General features: G+C 74.6%; 25 protein-coding genes and 1 tRNA gene. 12 read left to right on the plus strand and 14 right to left on the minus strand.

The window, feature by feature from the left end; translation table 11 throughout:
* Window positions 1-159 precede the first annotated feature (159 nt).
* The 7 genes from I4I82_RS19770 (at window position 160) to I4I82_RS19800 (ending at window position 4,936) form a co-directional block, all read left to right on the plus strand.
* Window positions 160-233: transfer RNA gene (locus I4I82_RS19770), tRNA-Met, on the plus strand.
* A 271-nt stretch (window positions 234-504) separates the two neighbouring features.
* Window positions 505-1,623 (plus strand): cation diffusion facilitator family transporter, encoded by a 1,119-nt coding sequence (locus I4I82_RS19775; RefSeq protein ID WP_218589045.1) that lies wholly within the window; start codon window positions 505-507, stop codon window positions 1,621-1,623.
* A gap of 330 nt (window positions 1,624-1,953) precedes the next feature.
* The gene (locus tag I4I82_RS19780; protein ID WP_218589046.1) at window positions 1,954-2,298 is read left to right on the plus strand and encodes an ArsR/SmtB family transcription factor; all 345 of its coding nucleotides are present in this window, start codon (window positions 1,954-1,956) and stop codon (window positions 2,296-2,298) included.
* Window positions 2,295-3,377, plus strand: coding sequence for an ACR3 family arsenite efflux transporter (arsB, locus tag I4I82_RS19785; protein WP_218589047.1), 1,083 nt, complete (start codon window positions 2,295-2,297; stop codon window positions 3,375-3,377). Before I4I82_RS19780 ends, arsB begins: the two co-directional genes overlap by 4 nt.
* 46 nt (window positions 3,378-3,423) lie before the next feature.
* A complete protein-coding gene (locus tag I4I82_RS19790; protein ID WP_218589048.1) occupies window positions 3,424-4,077 on the plus strand; it encodes an arsenate reductase ArsC in 654 nt (217 codons plus the stop codon).
* A 41-nt stretch (window positions 4,078-4,118) separates the two neighbouring features.
* Entirely contained in the window at window positions 4,119-4,526 is a 408-nt protein-coding gene (locus I4I82_RS19795) for an arsenate reductase ArsC (protein ID WP_218589049.1), read from the plus strand.
* Complete coding sequence (locus I4I82_RS19800; protein ID WP_218589050.1) at window positions 4,523-4,936, plus strand: arsenate-mycothiol transferase ArsC; 414 nt, start codon at window positions 4,523-4,525, stop codon at window positions 4,934-4,936. The genes I4I82_RS19795 and I4I82_RS19800 overlap by 4 nt, the downstream gene beginning before the upstream one ends.
* A gap of 9 nt (window positions 4,937-4,945) precedes the next feature.
* Here the strand turns inward: I4I82_RS19800 and I4I82_RS19805 are convergent, their stop codons facing one another.
* Window positions 4,946-6,259, minus strand: coding sequence for an NAD(P)-binding domain-containing protein (locus I4I82_RS19805; RefSeq protein WP_218589051.1), 1,314 nt, complete (start codon window positions 6,257-6,259; stop codon window positions 4,946-4,948).
* A 95-nt stretch (window positions 6,260-6,354) separates the two neighbouring features.
* On the opposite strand from I4I82_RS19805, the gene I4I82_RS19810 reads away from it, so the two are divergent.
* Window positions 6,355-7,182 (plus strand): helix-turn-helix domain-containing GNAT family N-acetyltransferase, encoded by an 828-nt coding sequence (locus tag I4I82_RS19810; protein WP_218589052.1) that lies wholly within the window; start codon window positions 6,355-6,357, stop codon window positions 7,180-7,182.
* On the opposite strand, the gene I4I82_RS19815 is transcribed toward I4I82_RS19810, so the two are convergent.
* The gene (locus I4I82_RS19815; RefSeq protein WP_218589053.1) at window positions 7,179-7,607 is read right to left on the minus strand and encodes a MarR family winged helix-turn-helix transcriptional regulator; all 429 of its coding nucleotides are present in this window, start codon (window positions 7,605-7,607) and stop codon (window positions 7,179-7,181) included. The genes I4I82_RS19810 and I4I82_RS19815 overlap by 4 nt on opposite strands.
* Before the next feature lie 93 nt (window positions 7,608-7,700).
* On the opposite strand from I4I82_RS19815, the gene I4I82_RS19820 reads away from it, so the two are divergent.
* Both I4I82_RS19820 and I4I82_RS19825 read left to right on the plus strand, forming a co-directional pair.
* Entirely contained in the window at window positions 7,701-7,979 is a 279-nt protein-coding gene (locus I4I82_RS19820; protein WP_218589054.1) for a DUF3040 domain-containing protein, read from the plus strand.
* A complete protein-coding gene (locus tag I4I82_RS19825) occupies window positions 7,976-8,929 on the plus strand; it encodes a universal stress protein (protein WP_218589055.1) in 954 nt (317 codons plus the stop codon). Before I4I82_RS19820 ends, I4I82_RS19825 begins: the two co-directional genes overlap by 4 nt.
* Before the next feature lie 7 nt (window positions 8,930-8,936).
* Here I4I82_RS19825 and I4I82_RS19830 read toward each other — a convergent pair whose 3' ends face one another.
* The 7 genes from I4I82_RS19830 to I4I82_RS19860 all read right to left on the minus strand — a co-directional run bounded on the left by I4I82_RS19830 (window position 8,937) and on the right by I4I82_RS19860 (window position 15,999).
* Window positions 8,937-10,133, minus strand: a complete 1,197-nt coding sequence (locus I4I82_RS19830) for a cytochrome P450 (protein WP_218589056.1) — start codon at window positions 10,131-10,133, stop codon at window positions 8,937-8,939.
* 30 nt (window positions 10,134-10,163) lie between these two features.
* The gene (locus I4I82_RS19835) at window positions 10,164-10,946 is read right to left on the minus strand and encodes an ABC transporter permease (RefSeq protein WP_218589057.1); all 783 of its coding nucleotides are present in this window, start codon (window positions 10,944-10,946) and stop codon (window positions 10,164-10,166) included.
* Window positions 10,943-11,869: an ATP-binding cassette domain-containing protein gene (locus tag I4I82_RS19840; protein WP_218589058.1), complete on the minus strand. Its 927-nt coding sequence runs from the start codon at window positions 11,867-11,869 to the stop codon at window positions 10,943-10,945. Before I4I82_RS19840 ends, I4I82_RS19835 begins: the two co-directional genes overlap by 4 nt.
* 17 nt (window positions 11,870-11,886) lie before the next feature.
* On the minus strand, window positions 11,887-12,735 hold the full coding sequence (locus I4I82_RS19845; protein WP_218589059.1) for a DUF4097 family beta strand repeat-containing protein: 849 nt from the start codon (window positions 12,733-12,735) through the stop codon (window positions 11,887-11,889).
* Window positions 12,736-12,790: 55 nt separating this feature from the next.
* Window positions 12,791-13,294: a hypothetical protein gene (locus I4I82_RS19850; RefSeq protein WP_218589060.1), complete on the minus strand. Its 504-nt coding sequence runs from the start codon at window positions 13,292-13,294 to the stop codon at window positions 12,791-12,793.
* A 67-nt stretch (window positions 13,295-13,361) separates the two neighbouring features.
* A complete protein-coding gene (locus I4I82_RS19855; RefSeq protein WP_218589061.1) occupies window positions 13,362-13,991 on the minus strand; it encodes a class I SAM-dependent methyltransferase in 630 nt (209 codons plus the stop codon).
* A 19-nt stretch (window positions 13,992-14,010) separates the two neighbouring features.
* Window positions 14,011-15,999 carry an acyltransferase family protein gene (locus tag I4I82_RS19860; RefSeq protein WP_218589062.1) on the minus strand — a complete coding sequence of 663 codons (1,989 nt, stop codon included), beginning with the start codon at window positions 15,997-15,999 and terminating at the stop codon, window positions 14,011-14,013.
* A gap of 47 nt (window positions 16,000-16,046) precedes the next feature.
* On the opposite strand from I4I82_RS19860, the gene I4I82_RS19865 reads away from it, so the two are divergent.
* The gene (locus I4I82_RS19865; RefSeq protein WP_172154250.1) at window positions 16,047-16,268 is read left to right on the plus strand and encodes an RNA-binding S4 domain-containing protein; all 222 of its coding nucleotides are present in this window, start codon (window positions 16,047-16,049) and stop codon (window positions 16,266-16,268) included.
* On the opposite strand, the gene I4I82_RS19870 is transcribed toward I4I82_RS19865, so the two are convergent.
* The 3 genes from I4I82_RS19870 to I4I82_RS19880 form a co-directional block, all read right to left on the minus strand.
* Complete coding sequence (locus tag I4I82_RS19870; protein ID WP_218589063.1) at window positions 16,262-17,053, minus strand: transglycosylase SLT domain-containing protein; 792 nt, start codon at window positions 17,051-17,053, stop codon at window positions 16,262-16,264. The genes I4I82_RS19865 and I4I82_RS19870 overlap by 7 nt on opposite strands.
* A gap of 238 nt (window positions 17,054-17,291) precedes the next feature.
* On the minus strand, window positions 17,292-18,347 hold the full coding sequence (locus tag I4I82_RS19875) for an S-adenosylmethionine:tRNA ribosyltransferase-isomerase (protein ID WP_226370151.1): 1,056 nt from the start codon (window positions 18,345-18,347) through the stop codon (window positions 17,292-17,294).
* Window positions 18,344-19,081, minus strand: coding sequence for an SDR family NAD(P)-dependent oxidoreductase (locus I4I82_RS19880; RefSeq protein WP_218589064.1), 738 nt, complete (start codon window positions 19,079-19,081; stop codon window positions 18,344-18,346). The genes I4I82_RS19875 and I4I82_RS19880 overlap by 4 nt, the downstream gene beginning before the upstream one ends.
* 47 nt (window positions 19,082-19,128) lie before the next feature.
* Here I4I82_RS19880 and soxR point away from each other — a divergent pair, with 47 nt between their 5' ends.
* The gene (gene soxR, locus I4I82_RS19885; RefSeq protein ID WP_218589065.1) at window positions 19,129-19,599 is read left to right on the plus strand and encodes a redox-sensitive transcriptional activator SoxR; all 471 of its coding nucleotides are present in this window, start codon (window positions 19,129-19,131) and stop codon (window positions 19,597-19,599) included.
* A 94-nt stretch (window positions 19,600-19,693) separates the two neighbouring features.
* Here the strand turns inward: soxR and I4I82_RS19890 are convergent, their stop codons facing one another.
* On the minus strand, window positions 19,694-20,755 hold the full coding sequence (locus I4I82_RS19890) for an alpha/beta hydrolase (RefSeq protein WP_225921934.1): 1,062 nt from the start codon (window positions 20,753-20,755) through the stop codon (window positions 19,694-19,696).
* 147 nt (window positions 20,756-20,902) lie between these two features.
* Window positions 20,903-22,354: an AMP-binding protein gene (locus I4I82_RS19895; protein WP_218589067.1), complete on the minus strand. Its 1,452-nt coding sequence runs from the start codon at window positions 22,352-22,354 to the stop codon at window positions 20,903-20,905.
* Window positions 22,355-22,376 lie beyond the last annotated feature (22 nt).

Raw genomic sequence — 22,376 nt, forward strand, 5'->3', positions numbered from 1 at the left:
AGACGCAGGTCTCGATCACGCCGCGACCCCCGCCGACCACCCGGTCGACGGGGGTCGCGGCGTTGCGGGGCCTCTGACCTGCGGCGACGCGTACCGCACCCCCGCTGCGAACACGTGTCGGGGACGTGTACAGTCGTAGACACAAGAGAACAACAGCGGCGCGGGGTGGAGCAGCTCGGTAGCTCGCTGGGCTCATAACCCAGAGGTCGTAGGTTCGAATCCTACCCCCGCTACTACGGCCGGAGGCCCTCTCGCAGATCCTGCGAGAGGGCCTCCGGCTTTTCCGTGTGATGCTGCCCGGCTCCGGCCGCGGTCGTGATCGCCAGGAACGGTCCAGAGGTGTCGCCGGTGACCTCGTCCGACCACTCCTGACGATCAACGGGTCCGCCGCACAACGCTCCCACCTGCACCGGAGTGGCTGCTACGCCGTTGTCGCACACCGGGTGCGGCGCCTACCGTGCGGGAGTTCCGTGGTCCCGCGGAGCGCGAACCGCTGGAGGCGCCATGTCCGATCCGGTCGAGCACGGCCGCGGACACGGGCACGGACATGGGCACGGACATGGACACGGACACGATCACGACAGGAGCGGCCCGGGTCTGCTGACGCGCCTGCGGCACCTCGTCGTCCCGCACTCGCACGACGCGAGCGAGGCGATCCAGTCCGCGGAGCAGGCGCGGGGTCACGGGATCCGGGCGGCGTGGATCGGGTTGGCGGGGATGCTGGCCACCGCGGTCGTGCAGATGGTCATCGTGGCCGCGTCGGGCTCGATCGCGCTGCTCGCCGACACGCTGCACAACGTCGGGCACGCCGTCACCACGATCCCCCTCGTGATCGCGTTCCGGGTGGGTCGCCGCGCGGCCACCGAGCAGTTCAGCTACGGCTACCGGCGGGCGGAGGACCTCGTCGGGCTGCTGATCGGGCTGGTCATCGCGCTGTCTGCCGGCCTGATCATCTGGCAGTCGGTGCGGTCGCTCGTCGACCCGCAGCCGCTGACGAACCTGGGCTGGGTGCTCGCCGCCGGGGTGGTCGGGTTCCTGGGCAACGAGGCGGTGGCGCTCTACCGGATCCGGGCGGGCCGGCGCATCGGGTCGGCCGCGCTCGTCGCCGAGGGCCAGCACGCGCGCGTGGACGGGATCACCTCGATCGCCGTCGTCGCCGGGGTTTTCGGGGTGTGGTGGGGGTTCCCGCAGGCGGACGCCGTGGTCGGGCTGCTGATCGGCGTGATCGTGCTGGGGATCCTCGTCAGCTCGATGCGCACGGTGGGCCGGCGGCTGATGGACGGCGTCGAGCCCGGGCTGGTCGCGGCGATGACCGCCGTGGCGGCCGCGCAGGACGGCGTCCGCGGGGTCGACCAGGTGCGGGTGCGCTGGGTGGGGCACCGGCTGGAGGGCGACGTCGACATCGCGGTGGACGGCGACCTCACGGTGGCCGAGGGGCACGTCGTCGCCGAGCGCGTCGAGCACGCCCTGCTGCACGGCACGGCGCACCTCGAGGCGATGTCGGTGCACCTGCACCCTGCCGTCGGGAGCGGGTCGCTCGGCGACCTGCACGAGCTGACCGGCCACCACGCCACGGAGGAGGCGCGGCAGGAGTACCTGCGGCGCGTGCACGCGGCGGGCTGAGCCTGCGCCCCGCTCGGCGAGGACCCGACCTGGCGCCGAGGCCACGGGCGGCGACCTGCAGGACCTCCAGGAACCGGCGGCGGTGCCGGCCGACCTGCGGGTCGACGATCCCGAGGGCGGCCATCGACCCCATCCCGCGCCGGTACGTGCACGACGACCCGGACGGTGAGGTCGCGACCCGGCGCGGGGACGCGGGGCGGGAGCACGGCCCCGGGCTCGATCTGGCCGGGGAGGCGACGTGCGGGGGGAGGTCGTCGTCCGCGTGAGCTGACGCGCGGGTTCACCGACCGTTCACTTGCCCTCTGTCTCGACGGCCGTCAAGATAGACGAGTGTCGAAACAGGAGTCGTCGTTGTGCTCGTCTGTGCGGACCCGCACGCCCCTGACCGCCGACGAGGCGGGGGAGCTGGCGGCGGTGTTCAAGGCGCTGGGTGACCCGGTGCGGCTGCGGCTGCTCTCGCTCATCGCCGCGCACGAGGGCGGTGAGGCGTGCGTGTGCGACCTGACCGGCTCCTTCGAGCTGGCCGGGCCGACCATCAGCCACCACCTCAAGGTGCTGCGCGAGGCGGGGCTGGTCGTCGGGAAGCGGCGCGCCACGTGGATCTACTACCGGATCATGCCCGACCGCATCCGGCTCCTGTCCGACGTCCTCGTCCCGGCCGCGGTGACCGCGTGACCGCCGCTCCCGGGGTCGACGCCCCGGTCGTCGCCCGGCTCTCCACCCTCGACCGCTTCCTGCCGGTCTGGATCGTCGCCGCCATGGTCGTCGGGCTCGTCGCCGGGCGGCTGGTCCCCGGCCTGGGCGCCGCGCTCGGTGCGGTCGCGATCGACGGCGTCTCGCTGCCGATCGCGGTCGGGCTGCTGGTGATGATGTACCCGGTGCTGGCCAAGGTCCGCTACGACCGCCTCGACACCGTCACCGGCGACCGCAAGCTCCTCGGCGCGTCCCTGGTCCTGAACTGGGTCCTCGGCCCCGCCCTGATGTTCGCCCTCGCCTGGCTGATGCTGCCCGACCTGCCCGAGTACCGCACCGGCCTGATCATCGTCGGGCTCGCCCGCTGCATCGCCATGGTCATCATCTGGAACGACCTGGCCTGCGGCGACCGCGAGGCCGCCGCCGTGCTCGTCGCCCTGAACTCGGTGTTCCAGGTGTTCGCCTTCGCCGTGCTGGGCTGGTTCTACCTGACGGTGCTGCCCGGGTGGCTGGGCCTGCCCCAGGCCGACCTGGACGTCTCGCCCTGGCAGATCGCGGTGTCCGTGCTGATCTTCCTGGGCGTGCCACTCGTGGCCGGCTACCTCAGCCGGCGCCTGGGGGAGCGGGCGAAGGGCCGCGACTGGTACGAGTCGAAGTTCCTGCCCGTGATCAGCCCGTTCGCGCTGTACGGCCTGCTGTTCACGATCGTCGTGCTGTTCGCGCTGCAGGGCGACGCGATCACCTCCCGCCCGCTGGACGTCGCCCGGATCGCGCTGCCGCTGTTGGTCTACTTCGCCGTCATGTGGGCCGGGTCCTACGCCCTCGGGAAGGCGATCGGCCTGAGCTACGAACGCACCACCACGCTCGCGTTCACCGCGGCCGGCAACAACTTCGAGCTGGCCATCGCGGTCGCGATCGCCACGTTCGGCGTCACATCGGGCCAGGCGCTGGCCGGGGTGGTGGGGCCGCTGATCGAGGTGCCGGTGCTCGTCGGGCTCGTGTACGTGTCGCTGGCGCTGCGCCGCCGCTGGCGCGCCGGCGCTGCCCGCTCCACCACCTGAGTCCCATCCCGTCCGCACATCGGTTTCCACCAGGAAGAAGGCCGTCGTGACCAGCACCTGGCACCGCGACACCCTGTCCATCGACCAGCGGCTCGCTCTGAAGACCGCCGCGGGCACCCTCGCGCGGCAGTTCGACGGGACGTTCGGCAGCGAGACCATCGAGCGGTTCCTGCACTCCTCCTACGACGAGTTCGCCGGCCGCGCGGTCGTGCTCAACCACCTGCCGCTGCTGGCCGAGAAGTTCGCCCGCCAGCGCCTGCAGGCGCTGGCCAGGGTCGAGGGCCGCAGCAGCGACGGCCGCCCGGTGGTGCTGTTCCTGTGCACCCACAACGCCGGGCGCTCGCAGATGGCGCTCGGGTTCTTCACCCACCTCGCCGGGAACCGGGCGATCGCCTGGTCCGGCGGTTCGGAGCCCGGGACCGCGGTCAACCCGGCAGCGGTGGCCGCGATGGCGGAGCGGGGCATCGACATCTCCGCCGAGTACCCCAAGCCCTGGACCGACGAGATCGTCCGCGCCGCCGACGCGGTGATCACCATGGGCTGCGGCGACGCGTGCCCGGTGTTCCCGGGCCGCCGCTACGAGGAGTGGGTCCTCGAGGATCCTGCCGGGCTCACCGTCGACGACGTCCGCCCGATCCGCGACGAGATCGAGCGCCGGGTCCGCGCCCTGCTCGCCGAGCTCGTCCCCGCCGCCCGATGAGCGACGAGCCGACGACGGGGCGGCCGATGACGGAGGAGCCGATGACGGTCCCCGAGGTGCTGTTCGTCTGCGTGCACAACGCCGGTCGCTCGCAGATGGCCGCCGCGCTGCTGGCGCACCACGCCGCCGGTGCCGTGCGGGTCGCCTCGGCCGGGTCCGCACCCGCCGACACGATCAACCCGGCCGTGCGGGAGGTGATGGCCGAGATCGGGCTGGACCTGTCGACCGAGGTGCCGAAGAAGCTGTCGACCGACGCCGTCGAGGCCGCCGACGTCGTGATCACCATGGGCTGCGGCGATGCCTGCCCGGTCTTCCCCGGCAAGCGCTACCTGGACTGGGAGCTCACCGACCCAGCAGGCAAGGCCGCGGCGGAGATCCGGCCGATCCGTGACGACATCGACACCCGGGTCCGCGCGCTGCTCGCCGAGCTCGTCCCCGCCGCCCGATGACCCCGTCGGTGCTGTTCGTCTGCGTCCGCAACGGTGGCAAGTCCCAGATGGCGTCCGGATTGATGCGCCGGGCCGCGGACGGGCGGGTCGTCGCGCACTCCGCGGGGACGCAGCCCGGGACGTCGGTCAACGCGCTGTCGGCGCAGGTGCTCGCCGAGGTGGGGGCCGACATGTCCGGTGAGGTGCCGAAGCCGGTGGACCCCGCGCTGCTCGCGGGCGTCGACGTCGTGGTCGTGCTGGGCCGGGAGGCGCGGCTCGACGTGCCGCCCGGCACCGACCTGCGCCACTGGGACACCGACGAGCCGTCGGAGCGGGGCGTCGACGGTGTCGAGCGGATGCGCCTGGTCCGCGACGACATCGACGGGCGGGTGCGGGACCTGCTGCGCGAGCTCGCCCCGCCCGGGGAGTAGGCGGCCCGCTCAGCCGGTCCGGATGCCGATCGACAGCGGCTCCGCGGGCGCGCAGCAGCCGCCGGCGTCGACGGGCGCGTCGATCAGGCCGGCCCCTCCGCAGACCCCCGTCTCGGGCAGGACCAGCTCGACGCGGTCGGCCGCCTCCCGGTCGCCGGCGATCGCGGCGACGACCGAGCGCGTCTGCTCGTAGCCGGTGAGGGCGAGGAACGTCGGCGCGCGGCCGTAGCTCTTCATCCCGACGAGGTAGAGCCCCGGCTCGGGCTGGGCCAGCTCCCGGGCGCCGTGCGGGTACACGGTGCCGCAGGAGTGGACGTTCGGGTCGATCAGCGGGGCGAGTGCGCGGGGTGCCTGCAGGACGGGGTCGAGGTCCAGGCGCACCTCGCCGAGCCAGCCCAGGTCCGGGCGGAAGCCGGTGAGGGCGACGACCTCGTCGACGGGGCCGAGGCGCCGGCCGTCGAACGCGTCGAGCACGAGGCCCCCGTCCTCGCGGGTCACCGCGCTGGTGCGGAAGCCGGTCACGACCGAGACGTGCCCGGCCCGGACGGCCTCGGCCGCGCGCAGACCCAGCGCGCCGCGCGCGGGGAGCTGGTCGGCGTCGCCGCCGCCGAAGGCGTCGCCGATCGCGCCGCGGCGCAGGATCCACTGCACGTGGGTGCCCGGGTGCTGCCCGGCGAGCTCGGCGAACGCGACGAGCGCGGTCAGCGCGGAGTGCCCGCTGCCGGCGAGCGCGATCCGCCGTCCCGCGTACCGGGCGCGGAGGGCCGCGTCGGTCAGGTCCGGCACACGACGGGTGGTGCGGTCGGCCGCGTCGCGCTCCCCGAGGGCCGGGAGTCCGTCGCCGCCGAGCGGGCCCGGCGTCGACCAGGTCCCGGAGGCGTCGATCACGGCGCGCGCCGCGATCCGCTCCTCGCCCGCCGCGGTCTCGACGCGGACGGTGAGCGGCTCGGTCTCCCGGGCCCCGTCGACGACCCGGTCCCAGCCGCGTCGCGCGACCCCGGTGACCCGCGCGCCGTACCGGACGCGGTCGCCGAGGGCGTCGGCCAGCGGCTGCAGGTACGACCGCGCCCACTCCGCGCCCGTCGGGTACGCCGCGCCGTCGGGGTGCTGCCACCCGGTGGACGCCAGCAGCGCCGCCGCGGTCGGCTCGACCAGCTCGGCCCACCGCGAGAACAGCCGCACGTGGTGCCACTCCCGCACAGCGGTGCCCGCCGACGGCCCGGCCTCCAGCACGACCACGGGCAGGTCCCGGTCGACCGCCTGAGCCGCGGCGGCCAACCCCGCTGGTCCGGCCCCGACGACGACCACGGGCAGCTCGCTCATGCCGACTCCTCCATCGATGAGATTCGATCGAACGACGCGACTGTATCGACGTCTGTCGATCGACACAACCATCGATGGCAGTAGATACTGCGACCATGACGACCGACGTCCAGCTGGCGCCGTCCGACGCCGAGACCTACGCCGAGTGGTTCGCCTGCCTGGCCGAGCCGATGCGCGTCCGGCTCCTGCACGCCGTCGCCGCGGCCGGGCGGGCGGTCACGGTGGGGGAGCTCACCGAGCGTCTCGGCATCAGCCAGTCGACCTGCTCGCACCACGTGCGCCGGCTCGCCGACGTCGGCTTCGTGCTGCTGCGCAAGGAGCGCACCGCCACGCTTGTCACCGTCAACCCCGCCTGCTGCACCGGCCTGCCCCACGCCGCCGACGCCGTCATGGGGTTGCTCGCGCCCCGCCCCTGCTGCCCGGAGGACCTCCCGGGCGACGTCGCCGTCCGGGCGCTCGAACCCCGCGACTGGGACGCGGTCCGCCGCGTATACGCCGAGGGCATCGCCACCGGGAACGCGACCTTCGAGACGGAGGTGCCCGGGCGGCGGGCGCTCGAGGAGGCCTGGCTGTCCGACCACCGCTGGGTCGCCGAGCTCGACGACCGGGTCGTGGGCTTCGCCGCCGCCCGATCCGTCTCCGGCCGGCCCGTCTACGCCGGCGTCGCCGAGACCTCGGTCTACGTCGGCGACGGCGTCCGGGGTCGCGGCGTCGGCAAGGCGCTCGTCCACCGGCAGGTCACCGCGGCCGACGACGCGGGGCTCTGGACGCTGCAGACCGGCATCTTCCCCGAGAACCGCGCCAGCCTGGCGCTGCACCACTCCGCCGGCTTCCGCACGCTGGGCCTGCGCGAGCGCATCGGCCGCCACCACGGGGTGTGGCGCGACACGGTGTTCCTCGAGCGGCGCCGCGCGGAGGACTAGCGCCGGTCGTCGCCGTCCCCGTCCTCGAACGTCGGCAGCGCGAGTGCGGTGTCCATCCGGCGCAGCTCGTCGCGGTGCAGAGCGCTGAGCCGCCCCAGGAGTCGCTCGCCGTCGCCGCTGAGCTGTACCCGCACCGCTCGGGCGTCCTCCGGGTGCGGTGCGCGCTCCACGAGCCCCTGGGCCTGCGCCCGGTCGACGAGCTCCACGACGCTGTGGTGCCGCAGCTGGAGACGCTCGGCCAGCTCGCGCACCGTCGCCCAGTCGCGTCCGGGGAAGCCCTTGAGCGCGAGCATCAGCTGGTACTGCTGCGGGGCCACGCCGTGGCTGCGCACCGTCTCCTCGCTGAAGCGCAGGTAGCGGCGGATGCCGAAGCGGAACCGGGCGAGCGCCTCGAAGTCGCGCTTCGTCAGCTCCCCGTCGGCCACCGGACGACTCTATCGTGATGCGACATATCGCGTTACGATAGGAATTCACCGCCCGGCGGTACCGGGCGGACGGACCGCCCCAGGAGGTGCGCCGTGCTCAGTGACCGCGAGAGGCAGAGGCTGCGTGACGTCGAACGCCGCATCCTCGCCGACGACCCGGACTTCGCCCGGTCCTTCGAGACGTCCGCGGAGGAGCTGGGACGCAGTCCCCTCGACGGGCTGGGCCTGCAGATCTTCCTGGTCTGCGGAGCGCTGGTGAGCGGGTTGCTGCTGGTGACCGGATCGGTCTCCGGCGCGCTGGGCTTCGCCGCCGCGACCGTCGCCATCTGGTGGGCGTGGCGGTACTCCGTCGCCTGCCCCCGCCGGTCGTGAACGCGGACCGGGCGCCCGTCGTCGTGGGGGTCGGCGGTGCGGGCACCTCCGACGCCGCCGTCGAGTGGGCGAGCGCCGAGGCGGCGGCGCGCGGGTGCCCGCTGCTCCTCGTGCACGCCTTCCACCCGCCGCTGTGCGCCGACCCGTGCGGCGTCCTCCCGCCGGTCGACGCCCTCGTGGCCGCCCGCGAGGAGGCCGAGGAGGTGCTGGCCCACGCCGTGGCCCGGGCCCGCGCCGTGGCGTCGGACGGGCAGGTGTCGACGGCGCTGCTGCTCGGGGCGCCGGCGCGGGCCCTGCTCGACGCCGCCCGCGGAGCGTCCCTGCTCGTGCTGGGCCGCCCGGCGGCGAACGGCCTGCGGGGCCTGCTCGGCCGGTCCGTCGCGGTGCGGGTGCCGGTGCAGGCGCCGTGCCCGGTGGTGGTCATCGGCGCACCGCGCACCGACGACGGGCCGTGCCCGCCCCGCGTCGTCGTGGGCGTCGGGGCCGCGGAGTCGTCCGCGGCGGTCGGGTTCGGCTTCCGGGCCGCCCGTCAGCGCGGGGTCCCGCTGGTCGTCGTGCACGCCTGGACGCCGGACCCGCCCGCCGACCTCGAGGGCGTCGCCGCCCCGCCCTCGACCGCCGAGGCGCGGGCGCGCCGCACCCTCGCGTGCGCGATCGGGTGCTGGGAGCCCGCCTTCCCCGACGTCGCGGTGCACGGCGCGCTGGTCCACGGCCGCCCCGAGCACGCGCTGGTGGCCCGGTCGCGCGGAGCCGCGCTGCTCGTCGTCGGGACCAGCGGGCGGGAACGCCTGCTGGGGTCGGCGCTCGGTCCGGTCGGCCGGGCCACCCTGCACCGGGGCGGCTGCCCGGTGGCGATCGTCCGCCACGACCACCCGCGGACCCCCTGGTCGCCCGCCGCGCCGGGACGGGAGCACGGCGGCTCCGGGCGCCGGCGCACGTGGCCGGCGTGACCGCGGCTCACGCGTCCCAGGTGACCGGGAGGCGCGTGACCCCGTAGATGTCGGCGGTCTCCGGGCGGAGCGCCACCTCGCCGGCCGGGACGGCCAGGCGCAGGGTGGGGAAGCGGTCGAGCAGCGCGGGCAGGGCGACCCGCAGCTCGACCCGGGCCAGCTGCTGGCCCAGGCACTGGTGGATCCCGTGCCCGAAGGCCAGGTGCCCGCCGTGGGGCCGCCGCACGTCGAGCACGTGGGGGTCGTCGAAGCGCTGCGGATCCCGGTTCGCGGTGTGGTAGGAGAGGATCACCGAGCTCCCGGCCGCGATCGTGCGACCGCCCAGCTCGACGTCCTCCAGCGCGGTGCGCAGGAACGTCTTCGCGACGCTGAGGTAGCGCAGCAGCTCCTCCACGGCCCCGTCGACGAGTCCGGGGTCGGCGCGCAGCGCGGCGAGCTGCTCGGGGTGCTGCAGCAGCGCGAACGTCCCCAGGCCGAGCATGTTCGCCGTGGTGTCGAGCCCGGCGGCCAGCAGGATCAGGGCGACGCCGCGCAGCTCCTCGTCGGTGAGGTCGGTGCCCGTCAGCTCGCTCAGCACGTCGTCGGTGGGGTGCGCGCGCTTGGCCCGCACCAGCTCGGCGAGGTAGTCCTGCGTGGCGGTGTAGGCCGCGAGCAGGGCCTCGTCGTCGGTCTCCCCGTTCATGAACGCGTCGACGTGCTCCTGGAACGAGCCGCGGTCGGCGTACGGCACCCCCAGCAGCTCGCAGATGACGACCGCCGGGACGGGCCGGGCGAACGCGCTCACCAGGTCGGCCGGGGGACCGGCCGCCTCCATGGCGTCGAGGTGCTCCGCGGTGATCTGCTCGACGCGCTCGGCGAGCAGCCGCATCCGCCGCACGGTGAACCGGCCGACCAGCGGCCTGCGGTAGCGACCGTGCTGCGGCTCGTCCATGAGCAGGAACTCGCCCGGCGGCGCCGGCGGGACCTCGATGTCGCCGAAGTCGATCGTCGGGTGGCGCATGAGCTCGCGGCGCGAGCTGAACCGCGGGTCGGCGAGGACGGCCCGGACCAGGTCGTAGCCGGTGACCAGCCAGCCGGGGCTGCCGCCGGGGAAGGTGTACGGGCTGATCGGGCCGTGCTCCCGGGTCCGGAGCAGCTCCTCGGGCGGGTCGAAGGGGCGGTCGGGCCGGCGGGTGGTCGGCAGGGTCGTGACGGTGTGGTCCACGGTCGTTCCTCCCTCAGCGGGTGGAGTCCCTCAGCGGGTGGAGTCGCGGGCGAAGAGCCGGGTCGACCAGAGGAAGCCGCCGAGGGTGATCAGCAGGCACCAGCCGACGGCGGCGGCCGCGGTGGCGCCCGACGGCGTGCCCGCCAGGAGGCCGCGGACGGTCTCGATGAGCGGCGTGAACGGCTGGTGCTCGGCGAACCAGCGCAGCCCGGCGGGCATCGAGTCGGTCGGGACGAACCCGCTGCCCAGGAACGGCAGCAGGACCAGCGGCAGGCCGACGTTGCTCGCCGACTCCACCGTCCTGCTGGCCAGCCCGAGCGCGACCGCGAGCCAGATGAAGGCCAGCGACATGAGCACCAGGAGCCCGACGAGGGCGAGCCAGTGCCCGGGCCCCGCGGACGGCCGGAACCCGATGAGCACGGCCACCCCGAGCACCGCGGCGAGGCTGAGCAGCGTCTGCACCAGGCTGCCGACGACGTGCCCGGTCAGGATGGAGCCGCGGGCGATCGCCATCGTGCGCAACCGGTCGACGATGCCGCCGGTCATGTCCATGGCGACCGAGATCGAGGTGCCCTGGACCGCCGCGGTGATCGCCATGAGCAGGATCGCGGGCGTCACGTACTCGACGTACTCCGCGCGCCCGCCGCCGAGCCCGGCGCCGAGCGTGCCGCCCAGGACGTAGACGAACAGCACCAGGAAGACCACCGGCATCACGAGCAGCTGGAACGTCAGCGACGGGTAGCGGACCATCCGCCGGAGGTCGCGGCGCACCATCGTCGCGCAGTCGGTGAGGGCGAGGGACGCGGTGCTCATCGGCCGGCCTTCCGGTCGGTGAGGGCGAGGAACACGTCGTCGAGGTCCGGGGTGTGGGTGCTCAGCGCGTCGACGTCGTAGCCGTCGAGCCGGTCGAGCAGGGCCCTCAGCGACCGGACGTCGCCGTCGTGGGGGATGCGCAGGGCGAGTGCGTCGCCCTCGCGGGTGGAGGGGCCGACGACGCGCGCGGCGGCGTCGAGGTGGTGGGCGTCGGTGAAGCGCAGCAGGACGTGGCCGCCCGGGATGCGCCGCTTGAGCTCGTCGGAGGTGCCCTCGGCGACGATCCGGCCGCCGTCGAGCACCGCGATCCGGTCGGCGAGCTCGTCGGCCTCCTCCAGGTACTGCGTGGTGAGCAGGATCGTGACGCCGTCGGCCACCAGCTCGCGCACGACGTCCCACACCGCGCGGCGGCTGCGCGGGTCGAGCCCGGTCGTCGGCTCGTCGAGGAAGATCACCTGCGGTGTGCCGACGAGGGTCATCGCGAGGTCGAGCCGGCGCCGCATGCCGCCCGAGTACGTCGAGGCGGGCCGGTCGGCGGCGTCGACGAGGTCGAGCCGCTCGAGCAGCTCGGCGACCCGGACCCGCCCCGCCGCGCGGCCGAGGTGGTGCAGGTCGGCCATGAGGACGAGGTTCTCCCGGCCGGTGAGCAGGTCGTCGACCGCCGAGAACTGGCCGGTGACGCCGATCGCGGCGCGGACCGCCCCGGGCTCGGTGTCGAGGTCGTGGCCCGCGATCCGGGCGGTGCCGGCGTCGGCGCGGATCAGCGTGGACAGGATCCGGACCACGGTGGTCTTGCCGGCGCCGTTGGCGCCCAGGAGCGCGAGGACGCTGCCCCGCGGCACGTCGAGGTCGATCCCGTCGAGCACGACGTGGTCGCCGAACGAGCGGCGCAGCCCGCTCGCGGTGATGGCCGGTGCGGTCATGACTGCTCTCCTCCGGGTCAGGAACGGTGGACGGTGATGTCGCCGAAGGAGGTCCGCGCGCGGACCTCGACGGTGCGCGCGGACGGGTCCGGGGCGCGGCCGGTGTCGTCGAGCTCGTTGCGCACGCGCCCGTGGCCGGTGGTGAGGTCGAGCCAGGCGGTGGTGCCCTCGGCGACCCCGATCTCGAGGTCGCCGGTGGCGGTCTGCAGGGTGACGGCGCCGCCCGCGGCCCCGCCGACGCGGATGCCGCCGTTGGAGGTCCGGGCCTCCACCCGCGCGCCGGCGCGGTCGACCGCGATGGCGCCGTTGGCCGAGCGCACCCTCAGCTCGCCGGTGACGCTGCCGATCTCGGTGTCGCCGTTGGAGTTCTCGACGACCGCGGCGCCGGTGACGGAGCCGATCCGGACGCTCCCGGTGCCGGTGGAGACCTCGGCGTCGCCGTCGACGGCGTCGACGGAGACGTGGCCACCGGAGGTGCGCAGGTGCAGCGGGCCGGTCCGGTCGAGGCGGAAGTGCCCGACCGACGTCGTCAGCCGGCACTGCGCGAGCACGCCGGTGCTGCGGACGTCGGCGGCCGAGAGGGTGGCGTGCACCTGCGAGCCGGTGGGGAGCTCGACGAGCACGTCGACCGAGCGGGACTTCCTCGAGAAGTCCAGGGCGCGGGACCGCGGGCCGCGGACGGTGAGCACGCCGTCGGCGTAGTCGACGCGGGTCTGGCGCGCGGCCGTCACGTCGGAGTCGTCGGACGCATCGGTCGGGCGCACTTCGACGAGGGTGTCGGCGCGGTCGGTCGCGACGATCTGGACGTCCCCGGCGGAGAGCTCGATGGTCGCGGAGATCGGTTCGGGCGTGGCGTACACAGGCATGGCTGTCCCCTCGGAACGGGTCGGACGGACGTTTCTGCTGGTCGCGGGCTCGGCGCTAGCGCGCCCAGCCGGTGTAGCGCTGGGCGCCGCGGGCCCCGCGGCCCTCGGTGGCCGGGTCGCGCTGCGGGGCCCGCAGCGCGGTCGAGCCGGCCCGGACGAGCCAGGCGTTGAGCGAGCGGCCCTCCCGCCCGGCGGCCTCCTCGAACGCGGCCTTGAGCTGCTCGGGGAGGCGGAGGTTGACGCGCACGGCCGGGCCGTCGTCGAGGTCGTCGGCCGGGCCCCCGTCGGCGGGGGCCTGCGGGAGCGGCTGCTCCACGGGCGGCGGCGCCACGACGAACCGCGGGTCGCGCCCGCGCAGCTGCACCTGGACCGAGCCGGGGGCCAGCTCGCGGGTGATCTCGTCCGCCGCCGCCGACAGCGCCTCCAGCAGCGCGAGCCGGATCGCCGACTCCATCGACGCGGTCAGCCGGTCGATCACCGCACCGGCGTCCTCGCCGCCGGCCTCGACGGCGGTCAGCAGCTCGCGGCCGAGGGAGGCCACGTAGGGGGTCAGGTCCATGGCACCAGTGTGGCACCTAGTGGTGCCACTAGCAAGGATCATGGCACCACGATGGCTCAGAAGTGGCTCAGACCCGCTCCGCCACCACGTAGCCCTGCGGCTGTGGCTCGTCGGGACGCGCCGGCCGGGTGGCCGTGAACTCGACCCGGAACCCGGCGTCGGCGAGCCGGCGCTCCACCTCCGCCATCGAGAGCCACCAGATGTCGAAGGCGACGCCGACGGCCGCCCCGCCGCGCCGGTGCGCGTCGTCGCCCATCTTGAAGGCGACGCCGACGACGCCACCCGGCCGCACGACGCGGGCCACCTCGCCGAACGCCTGGGCCCGCTCCTCGGGCGGCAGGTACATCAGCGAGTACCAGCACAGCGCGCCCGCGAGCTCGCCGTCGGCGTAGGGGAGGCAGCGCAGGTCGCCCACCTCGAACGGGATGCCGGGGTGGTCGCGGCGCGCCACCCGCACCATCTCCGGGGAGAGGTCGACGCCGCGCGGCTCCAGCCCGAGCCGGGCCAGGTACCCCGCCATCCGCCCCGACCCGCACCCGATGTCCGCGACCTGCGTGCGCCCGTCGAGCAGCTCGTGGAACAGGGCGAGCACGGCGCGGTCCTGCGGGATCTCGTCGACGGCGGAGTGCGACAGCTCGGCGTAGAGCTCCGCGAGCGAGTCGTGGGCCTGGCGCAGCTCGTCGGTCCGGTCGTCCACCGGGCGACCGTAGCGGGGCCTACCAGCCCAGCGACCCGCGGATCCGGTCCTCCAGCAGCGGGGCCATCGAGGTGGTGTAGGTGGCCGTGAGGTGGTTGTCGTCCATGTAGACCAGGACGTTGCCGCGCTCCGCGGGGCACAGGGCGTCGTCGCAGACGGCGTCGGCGATGTCGAGGAACGAGACGTTCGGCGGGACGTCGCCGATCTGGGCGTAGGGCGGCTCGGGGGAGTAGACCTCCTCGCGGGCCACACCGCACTCGATGGCGCCGCGCCCGAGCTGCTGGATGCAGTCGGCGGGGGAGTGGTCGAAGCGGGGGTTGTCGCGCACGGCGATGACCGGGATGCCGAGGTCGTCGAGCTGGCGCCAGCGCTCCACGAAGCCGACCGGGGTCTGCTCGGTGAGGCCGGCCCGGACGTCGCGGCTGGCCAGGGTGACGACCGCGTCGGGGCGCATGTCGGCGATCTCGGCGGCGGCGGCATCGTTCCAGTCGAGGCAGGCCTGCTCGCCCGCGCCCTTGTCGACCTCCGACGCCGTCGAGTACGGGCAGGCGCCGAACACCATCGACACGAGCTGCCAGCCCGAGCGCTCGGCGATCGGGACGAGCGCGCCCGCGAACTGCTGCACGTGCGAGTCGCCGACCAGCACGATCCGCCGCTCCGGCTCGTCCTCGACGGGGAGCCGGCACGCGTCCCACGCGATGCCGCGCAGCGGTGCGCAGTCCCACTTCTCCAGGCGCACCCAGTCCTCGGTGACGCCGGCGGGCGCGGGCAGCAGGTCGGCGAGCGGGACGTCGCCGCCGACGGCGCCCGGGTGCAGGTCGGTGCCCACGACGGCGTCGGAGGAGGTGCGCGCGACGGCCACGAACTGTAAGCACCCCGTGACGGCCAGGACGACCGCGAGCCCGGCCACCCCGACCCGGAACGGGTCCTTCGCGAGCTCGACGAGGCGGTCGGTGGCGGCCGCCAGGACCAGCGCCACCGCGATGACCGCCAGCCCCGCACCGATGCCGAGCTGCTCCTGGCGCGACCACACGAGCGCGAGCACCAGCAGCGGCCAGTGCCACAGGTAGAGGGAGTAGCTGAGGTCGCCGAGGCGGCGCAGCGGCGCGCTCGAGAGGAACCGGTCGGCCCCCGAGCGCGACCCCGTGTCACCGGCGAGCAGGACCAGCGCGGCGCACGTCGTCGGCCAGAGCGCGGCGTAACCGGGGAACACGGCGTCGACCTGCAGGACCAGGCCGCACGCCACCAGTCCGACGAGCCCGATCCAGCCCAGCCGCACGCGCAGGCGGGCGCTCAGCGGGACGCGGTCGATGACGAGCGCGAGCAGGCCCCCGAACGCGAACTCCCACAGGCGCGTGACCGTGTGGAAGTAGGCGAAGGGCTGGTCGTCCGCCGTGAGCACGACCGAGTAGAAGAGCGAGACGGCGAAGACCGTACCGAGCAGGGCCAGTAAGGTGCGGCGCGGTGAGGCGCCGCGGGCGCGCGCGAGGGCGACGACGCCGAGCATGAGGACCGGCGCGGCCAGCATGACCTGCACCTGGATCGACAGCGACCAGAAGTGCTGGACGATGCTCGCCGCGTTGTTCTGGGCGGCGTAGTCGACCGAGTCGGCCGCGAGCCGCCAGTTCTGCAGGAACAGCGACGACGCCAGCACCTCGCGGACGGCCTGCATCCAGCGCGACTCCGGCAGCACCAGCGCGCCACCGACCACCGTGCCCAGCAGCACGATCAGCGCTGCGGGCAGCAGTCGCCCGAGCGTGCGCGCCCACTGCCGCAGCACCGGCACCGCGGTGCGGCCCGTGGCGCGCAGCATCTGGCCGGTGAGCAGGAAGCCGGTGATGACGAAGAAGACGTCGACGCCGCCGGAGACCCGGTTGAACCAGACGTGGTAGACGACGACGAGGGCGACGGCGACCGCACGCAGCCCCTGCAGTTCGGGGCGGAACCGCCGCGGCGCAGCGACGGTGGGCCCGGGCGCCGCGGCGGGGGCGGGTCCGGTGCTGGTCATGCCGTGCGGAGTTCCTTCGCTGCGTCGGGTGAGGGCACCATGGTCTCATGCGCATCGACGACGTCCCGCTCAGCGGTGAGCCCATCCGGCTGGGCCAGTTCCTCAAGCTCGCGGGGCTGGCGGAGGACGGCAGTCACGCGCGCGAGCTGATCGAGGCGGGAGAAGTGCAGGTCAACGGCCGTCCCGAGGCGCGCCGGGGTGCGCAGCTCAAGGCCGGTGACGTGGTGGCGGTCGGTGGTCGCAAGGCGCGGCCGGTGGCGGCTCAGTAGCCGACGTACCCGCCGCTGGAGTTGGTGCGCCCGCCGGCCTCGAGGGTGTCGAGGCCGTAGGTGTCGATCATGTAGCGGATGCCGGCGGTGATGTTCGCGACCGGGTGCGTGATCGACTCGCCGGCGAGGCTCGGGTGCACGTAGTGCGCGAACGTCGACGGGATCGTCTGCATCAGCCCCTGCGACGGCGTGCCGGCGCGGGCGTTGGAGTCCCAGTTGTTGATCGCGCGGGGGTTGCCGCCCGACTCCTTCATGATGATGTTCTTGACCGACGGGGCCAGCGACTGCGACAGGTCGAGGATGTCGAGCGCCTGCGCGATCCAGCCGTCGACGCCTCCGGAGGCGATCAGCGCGTCGAGCTCGGCGCGCTCCGCGGCGATGCGCTGCTCCTCGGCCTGACGCTCCGCGAGCTCCTGGGCCATCGTGTGGCCCTTGTCGAGGAACGCGAGCTCGGCGATCTCGGCGCCGTCGGTGGCGGTCTCGAAGGAGACCGGCGCGAGCATCCCGGTGGCCGCGGCCGGCAGGTCGGCGATGAAGGTCGAGCCCGCCGAGACGAGCGTGGCGTCGATGGTCTCCGCGGCGCCCGCGGTGGTGGCCGTGTCGCCCGGGGTGGGGAGCAGGGCGGTGAAGGTGCCGGTGGCGACCGCGCCGACGGCGGCGGCCGAGGCGACCACGGTGTTGCGGAGCGAGGGGCCGGTCGGCGCGGGGCGCTCGGCGGCGTGGTGTCGGGCCGCGCCGGAGGCGCGACGGGCGCGCGTGCCCTGCGGAGAACGATGTCCAGCCACGGTCCAGCCTCTCAGCGCTCGGGGGAGCGAACCGATCACGACGCCCGGTCGGGGGTCCGGTGGGCCGGATGGGGAGTTCCGGCCCGTGGCGTCGTGATCGGTTCGTAACGCTGAGGCAGGACCTTACGAGGTCGCGTTACGGCCCCACAAGGTGACACGCTGCCTGTCGGCGCACCTGACGTGCCGTTCGTCGTGCCGAAGGTCGCTTCCGTGCATGACGAGCGACGGCGGCGAACGGTCACCGAGCGCGACGAGTGACGCTCCGTGGCGGAAGGAGCAGGCAGGAGTCTCCGAACTCGTGCCACCGGTACGGCCGCTCGGCGGAGGCGGCGTAGGCCCGCCCGACGAGCTCCGGACCGGCCACCGCCTCGAGCAGCAGGAGGTGCGAGGCCTCCGGCTCGTGCCACCCGGTGACCAGCCCGTCGACGACCCGGGCCGGGCGGTCCGGGCCCAGCACCAGGTCGGTCCAGCCCCCGGCCGCGGAGACCGTCCCGTCCGGTCCGGTGGCCGACTCCAGCGCGCGGGTGGCGGTCGTGCCGACGGCGACCACCCGCCCGCCCGCCGCGTGCGTCCGGCCCACGGCGTCGGCGGTGGCGGCGGGCACGCGGTAGCGCTCGGGCAGCGGCACCTCGTGGGCCTCGGGGGAGGAGAGCCCCGTGTGCAGCACGATCTCGGCGGTCCGCACGCCCCGGGAGCGCAGGGCGTCGAGCACGGTGCGGGTGAACGGACGCCCGGCGCTCGGCATCTCGGCGCTGCCGAACTCGCCGGGCACGGGCGTCGCGAACACCGTGCGGTACTCGGTCAGCGGCCACGCCCGCGGCACGTAGGAGTAGCGGACGGGCGCGCCGACGGCCCCGAGGTAGGCGCGCAGCCCGCCCTCGACCGGGACCGCCGCCCGCCACATGCGCCCGGGCGTCGCCCCGGGGACGGGGGAGTGCAGCACCGCGACCGCCCCGGCCGGCAGCGCCACCGCCTCGCCCGCGACGACGTCGGTGACGCGGCCGCCGTCGGGCGTGCGGAGCTCGACCACCAGCCCGCCGTCGCGGCCGGGCCCGGCGACGTGCAGCAGCACCGGACGGCCGTCGGAGCGGCGGCCGGGCACGGCGGCGGGCTCGGTGTCGGAGGTGTTGACGACGAGGAGGTCGCCCGGCTCGAGGGCGTCGGGCAGGTCGCGGAACCACCGGTGCGCGATGTCGTCGCCGGCGACCATCAGGCGGACCCCGTCGCGGACGGCGGGCGGGCGGGTCGCGGACGGCCCGGGGGTGAAGCGGGTCGCCGGCTGTGCGCGGGTCACCGGGCCACCACCCCGACGGTGGGTGCCACCGCGAGGTCCGCCGCCCGGTAGCGCCCGCTGGGCGGGCGCTCGTCGAGCAGGCGCAGGAACGCGGGCACGGCCGCGGCCGGCTCGGGGCGGTCGGTGACGTCCTCGCCGGGGAAGGCGCGCTGGTGCATGGCGGTACGCATGTCGCCGGGGTCGACGGCCCACACCCGCACCCCGGGCTCCTCGACGCCGAGCACGGCGGCGAGGTGGTCGAGCGCGGCCTTCGCGCTGCCGTAGCCGCCCCACCCCGGGTAGGCCCCGACGGCGGCGTCGGAGCTGAGGGTCACGACCGCGGGCGCCGCGGCGGAGCGCAGCAGCGGCAGCGCGAGCTGGGTGAGCGCGAGCGCGGCGACGACGGTCGTCTCGTGGACCGCGCGCAGGGCGTCGAGGGGGTAGGCGGCGAGCGGTGGCAGCGGCGACGGGCCGAGCTCGCCCGCGTTGTGCACCAGCAGGTCGAGCCCGCCCAGGCGGCGCGCTGTGGCGACGAGGTCGGCGCGGTGCGCGGGGTCGTTGACGTCGCCGGGCACGGCGACGACGTTCGGCAGGTCGGCCACGGCGGTGCGCAGGCGCGCGGCGTCGCGGCCGGTCGCGAGGACGGTGGTGCCGCGGGCGGCGAGCGCGGTGGCGAGGGCGAGCCCGAAGCCGGCGCCCGCGCCGGTGACGACGGCGATCTCGGTGGCGATCTCGGTGGCGGTCGTGGAAGTCATGCGACTACGGTGCAAGCTGAAGTCAGCTTCAGGTCAAGGGGGGACCGATGGACGGGCACGACCTGCTCACGATCGGCGAGGTGGTGGCGCGCAGCGGCTTCCCGGCGTCGGCGCTGCGGTTCTACGAGCGGGAGGGCCTGCTGCGCACGACGCGGACGTCGGGCGGGCAGCGGCGCTACGAGCGGTCGGTCCTGCGGCGGCTCGCCTTCATCCGCGCGGCCCGGACGATCGGCGTGGGGCTGGAGGAGGTGCGCGAGGGCCTCGACCGCCTGCCCGACGGCCGGACGCCGACGAAGGCCGACTGGTCGCGGCTGTCGGAGGCGTGGCGGGGCCGGCTCGACGAGCAGATCGAGGCACTGGTGGCGCTGCGCGACGGGCTCGACTCGTGCATCGGGTGCGGGTGCCTGTCGCTGGCGCGCTGCCGGCTCTACAACCCCGACGACCGGGCCGCCGCGGCCGGCCCGGGCGCCCGCCTGCTGCCCCCGGCACTCCGGCGGACGCCGGCGCAGGGGGTGTGAGCGCGACACGCGCGCAACGAGACCCCGACTCGCGGGGAGCCCGCGAGTCGGGGTCTCGTGGTGACCGTGTCGGGGTCTGGTCGGGCCTGCCGTGCTAGCGGCAGGAGGGCAGAGCGTCGGGGCGGGCGCTGATCCAGTCCGCGACGTCCTGCGTGATCTCCGGGCCGTTGCGGTGGAACTCCACCCCGTGGCCGATGCCCGGGTAGCTGTTGAACGTGACGTCGTCGCTGCTCAGGAACGTCGCCTCGTCGACCGGGGCGCCGGCGGCGTTGAAGATCTCGTCCGCCTCCGCGATGAGGGTGAGCACCGGAACGTCGATGAGCGGCGCGACGGCGCGCGAGGGCTGCGGTCCGATCGAGAGGATCTCGCCGGCCGGGGTCTCGTTCACGAGCGGGTGCAGGGCCTTCACGAGCTCGGGATCGGCGAGGTCGGTGAACAGGAAGCTGTCACGGGTCTCGTGGTCGCCGAAGAAGAAGGGGTAGTCGTCGGTCAGCGTCCGCGGCACCTCCTGCGTGGCGATCTGGGCGGTGAAGCGCTCGGTGGCGAGGTGGGTGAACCCGGAGAGGATCAGGGCGTCGACGTCCTGGTAGAGCCCGGCCTGCAGCTCCGACTCCTCACTGCCCGCGGAGTGCCCGATCAGGCCGACGCGCTCGTAACCGTCCTCGCGCAACTGCTGGGTGACCTGGTGGCTGGCGTCGGCCAGCGCCTCGACCGTGACGGTGTAGCCGTTGGGCCGGTCCGACGACCGGTAGGGGTGGTCGGGTTGGCCGTAGCCGAGCTTGTTGAGCGCGAGGAACGAGATCCCCGACTCCTTCACGATCGTGCGGGCGATCGAGTAGCGGTCCTGCTCGAAGGGGATGTCCCAGTACCAGGCGCCGGTGGTGAGCGCGTGGTTCGCCTGGAGCACCGTCGTGCAGCCCTCGGCGTCCGCGGGTTCGTAGAGGAACCCGCGCAGCGTGTACGACGAGCCGGGCTCGAGCTGGTTGGAGACCTGGAAGTCGATCGGGGTGACCGTCACGTCCTCGTCGGATTCCGGGGCGCTGTAGTCGGACAGCGACGGGTCGCCGGGCAGCGCGTCCTCGGGGAGGGCGGACGCGGTGCCGGCGAGGACCGCGAGGGGGATCGCGGTGGCGCAGACGGTGAAAGTTGCGGCCATGAGGCGCAGCCGGGAGCGCGAGAGAGACACTTGTTACTCCGAATGGACGCGGGGAGCGCGGACTCATCGACCATATGGAGTAACAAGTTTGCGAAGACGACGACACGGTGACGGCGTCGTAAAATAAGTCACACACCGTCACCTCGGCTACTGTGAGTGCAACCGCGCCGCCCGCAGCGCCGACCGCCGGACCTTCCCCGTGTCCTCCCGCAGCGGCCCCTCCACGCGCTCCCACGTCCGCGGGACCTTGTTGGCGGTGAGCCGGGCGGCGACGTGGGCCCGCAGGTCCTCGTCCGAGACCGCCCCGTCCACCTGCACCAGCGCGTGCACCCGCGCCCCGAGGTCCTCGTCGGGCAGGCCGATGACGCAGCACGACAGCACGCGCGGGTGGTCGGCCAGCGCCGCCTCCACCTCGGCCGGGTAGACGTTCGAGCCGCCGACGAGGATGAGGTCGCTGCGGCGGTCGGCGAGGTACAGGTAGCCGTCGGCGTCCATGTGCCCGAGGTCGCCGATCGTCTCCCAGCCGTCGTGGGCCCGGGCGATCGCCCCGAGGTAGCGGTAGGGCACGGCGTCGGGCGGGTAGCGCATCCACACCTCGCCGACCTCGCCCACCGGCAGCGGCCGCGCCTCCTCGTCACCGATGCGGATCTCGCCCCACGTCGTTCGGCCGACCGAGCCGGGGTGCGCCAGCCACTCGACGCCGTCGATCTGGCAGCCGGCCTGCGACTCCGTGCCCGCGTACAGCTCGACGACCTTCTCCGGACCCAGCCAGTCGATCCAGGCCCGCTTCACCGGCTCCGGGCAGGGCGCGCCGACGTGCAGCAGCGTCTGCACGCCCGACAGGTCGGCCGCCGCCCGCACCTCCTCGGGCAGGCGCAGGATCCGCCCCATCAGCGTCGGCACGGCGTAGAACCAGTGGACGCGGTGGCGGCTCACGGCCTCGAGCACGTGCGCCCCGTCGAACCGGTCGAGCACCAGCAGTGGGCAGCCGCGCAGCAGCGCGATCAGCGAGAACATGAACGGCGCGTTGTGGTAGAGCGGGGCCGTCACGGCGAAGACGTCACCCGGTCCGCCGATCCGCAGCCGCTCCGCACGCTCGGTCACGGCGTCCGTCCAGCCGGGCTGGCCCGCCACGATGATCTTCGGACGTCCGGTGCTCCCGCCCGACGTCGGCGCCTTCCAGCTCGGCGGCAGCGCCGGGGGGAGCGGGTCGGCCGACTGCGCCGGGTCGGGCCTCCAGTCCGGGGGCAGCGACGGGCGGTCGGCCGCCGCCAGCCCGACGACGACGGGCGAGCCCGCGATCTCCAGCAGCGCGGAGAGCTCCGCGGGCGGCAGCTTCGCCGACACCGGCTGCGGCACCGCCCCGAGCTTCCACGCGCCGAGCACGGCGGCGTAGAAGGGGAAGCCGTTGCCGAGGCCGATCGTGACGAGGTCGTCCTGCCGCACGCCGAGGGCGCGGAACTCCCGCGCGGCCCGGTTGGAGGCGGCCGCCAGCTCCGCGCGGGTGACGTCGCCGTCGGGCGCGTGCAGCGCGACGGCGTCGGGGTCCAGAGCGGCGAGGCGGTCGAAACCCCGGCCCACGGGGATGTGGTCGTCCATCGTCCCTCCGGTTAGCGTTGAG

It is taken from the genome of Pseudonocardia oceani (assembly GCF_019263585.2).
In the GTDB taxonomy this organism is placed as follows: domain Bacteria; phylum Actinomycetota; class Actinomycetes; order Mycobacteriales; family Pseudonocardiaceae; genus Pseudonocardia; species Pseudonocardia oceani.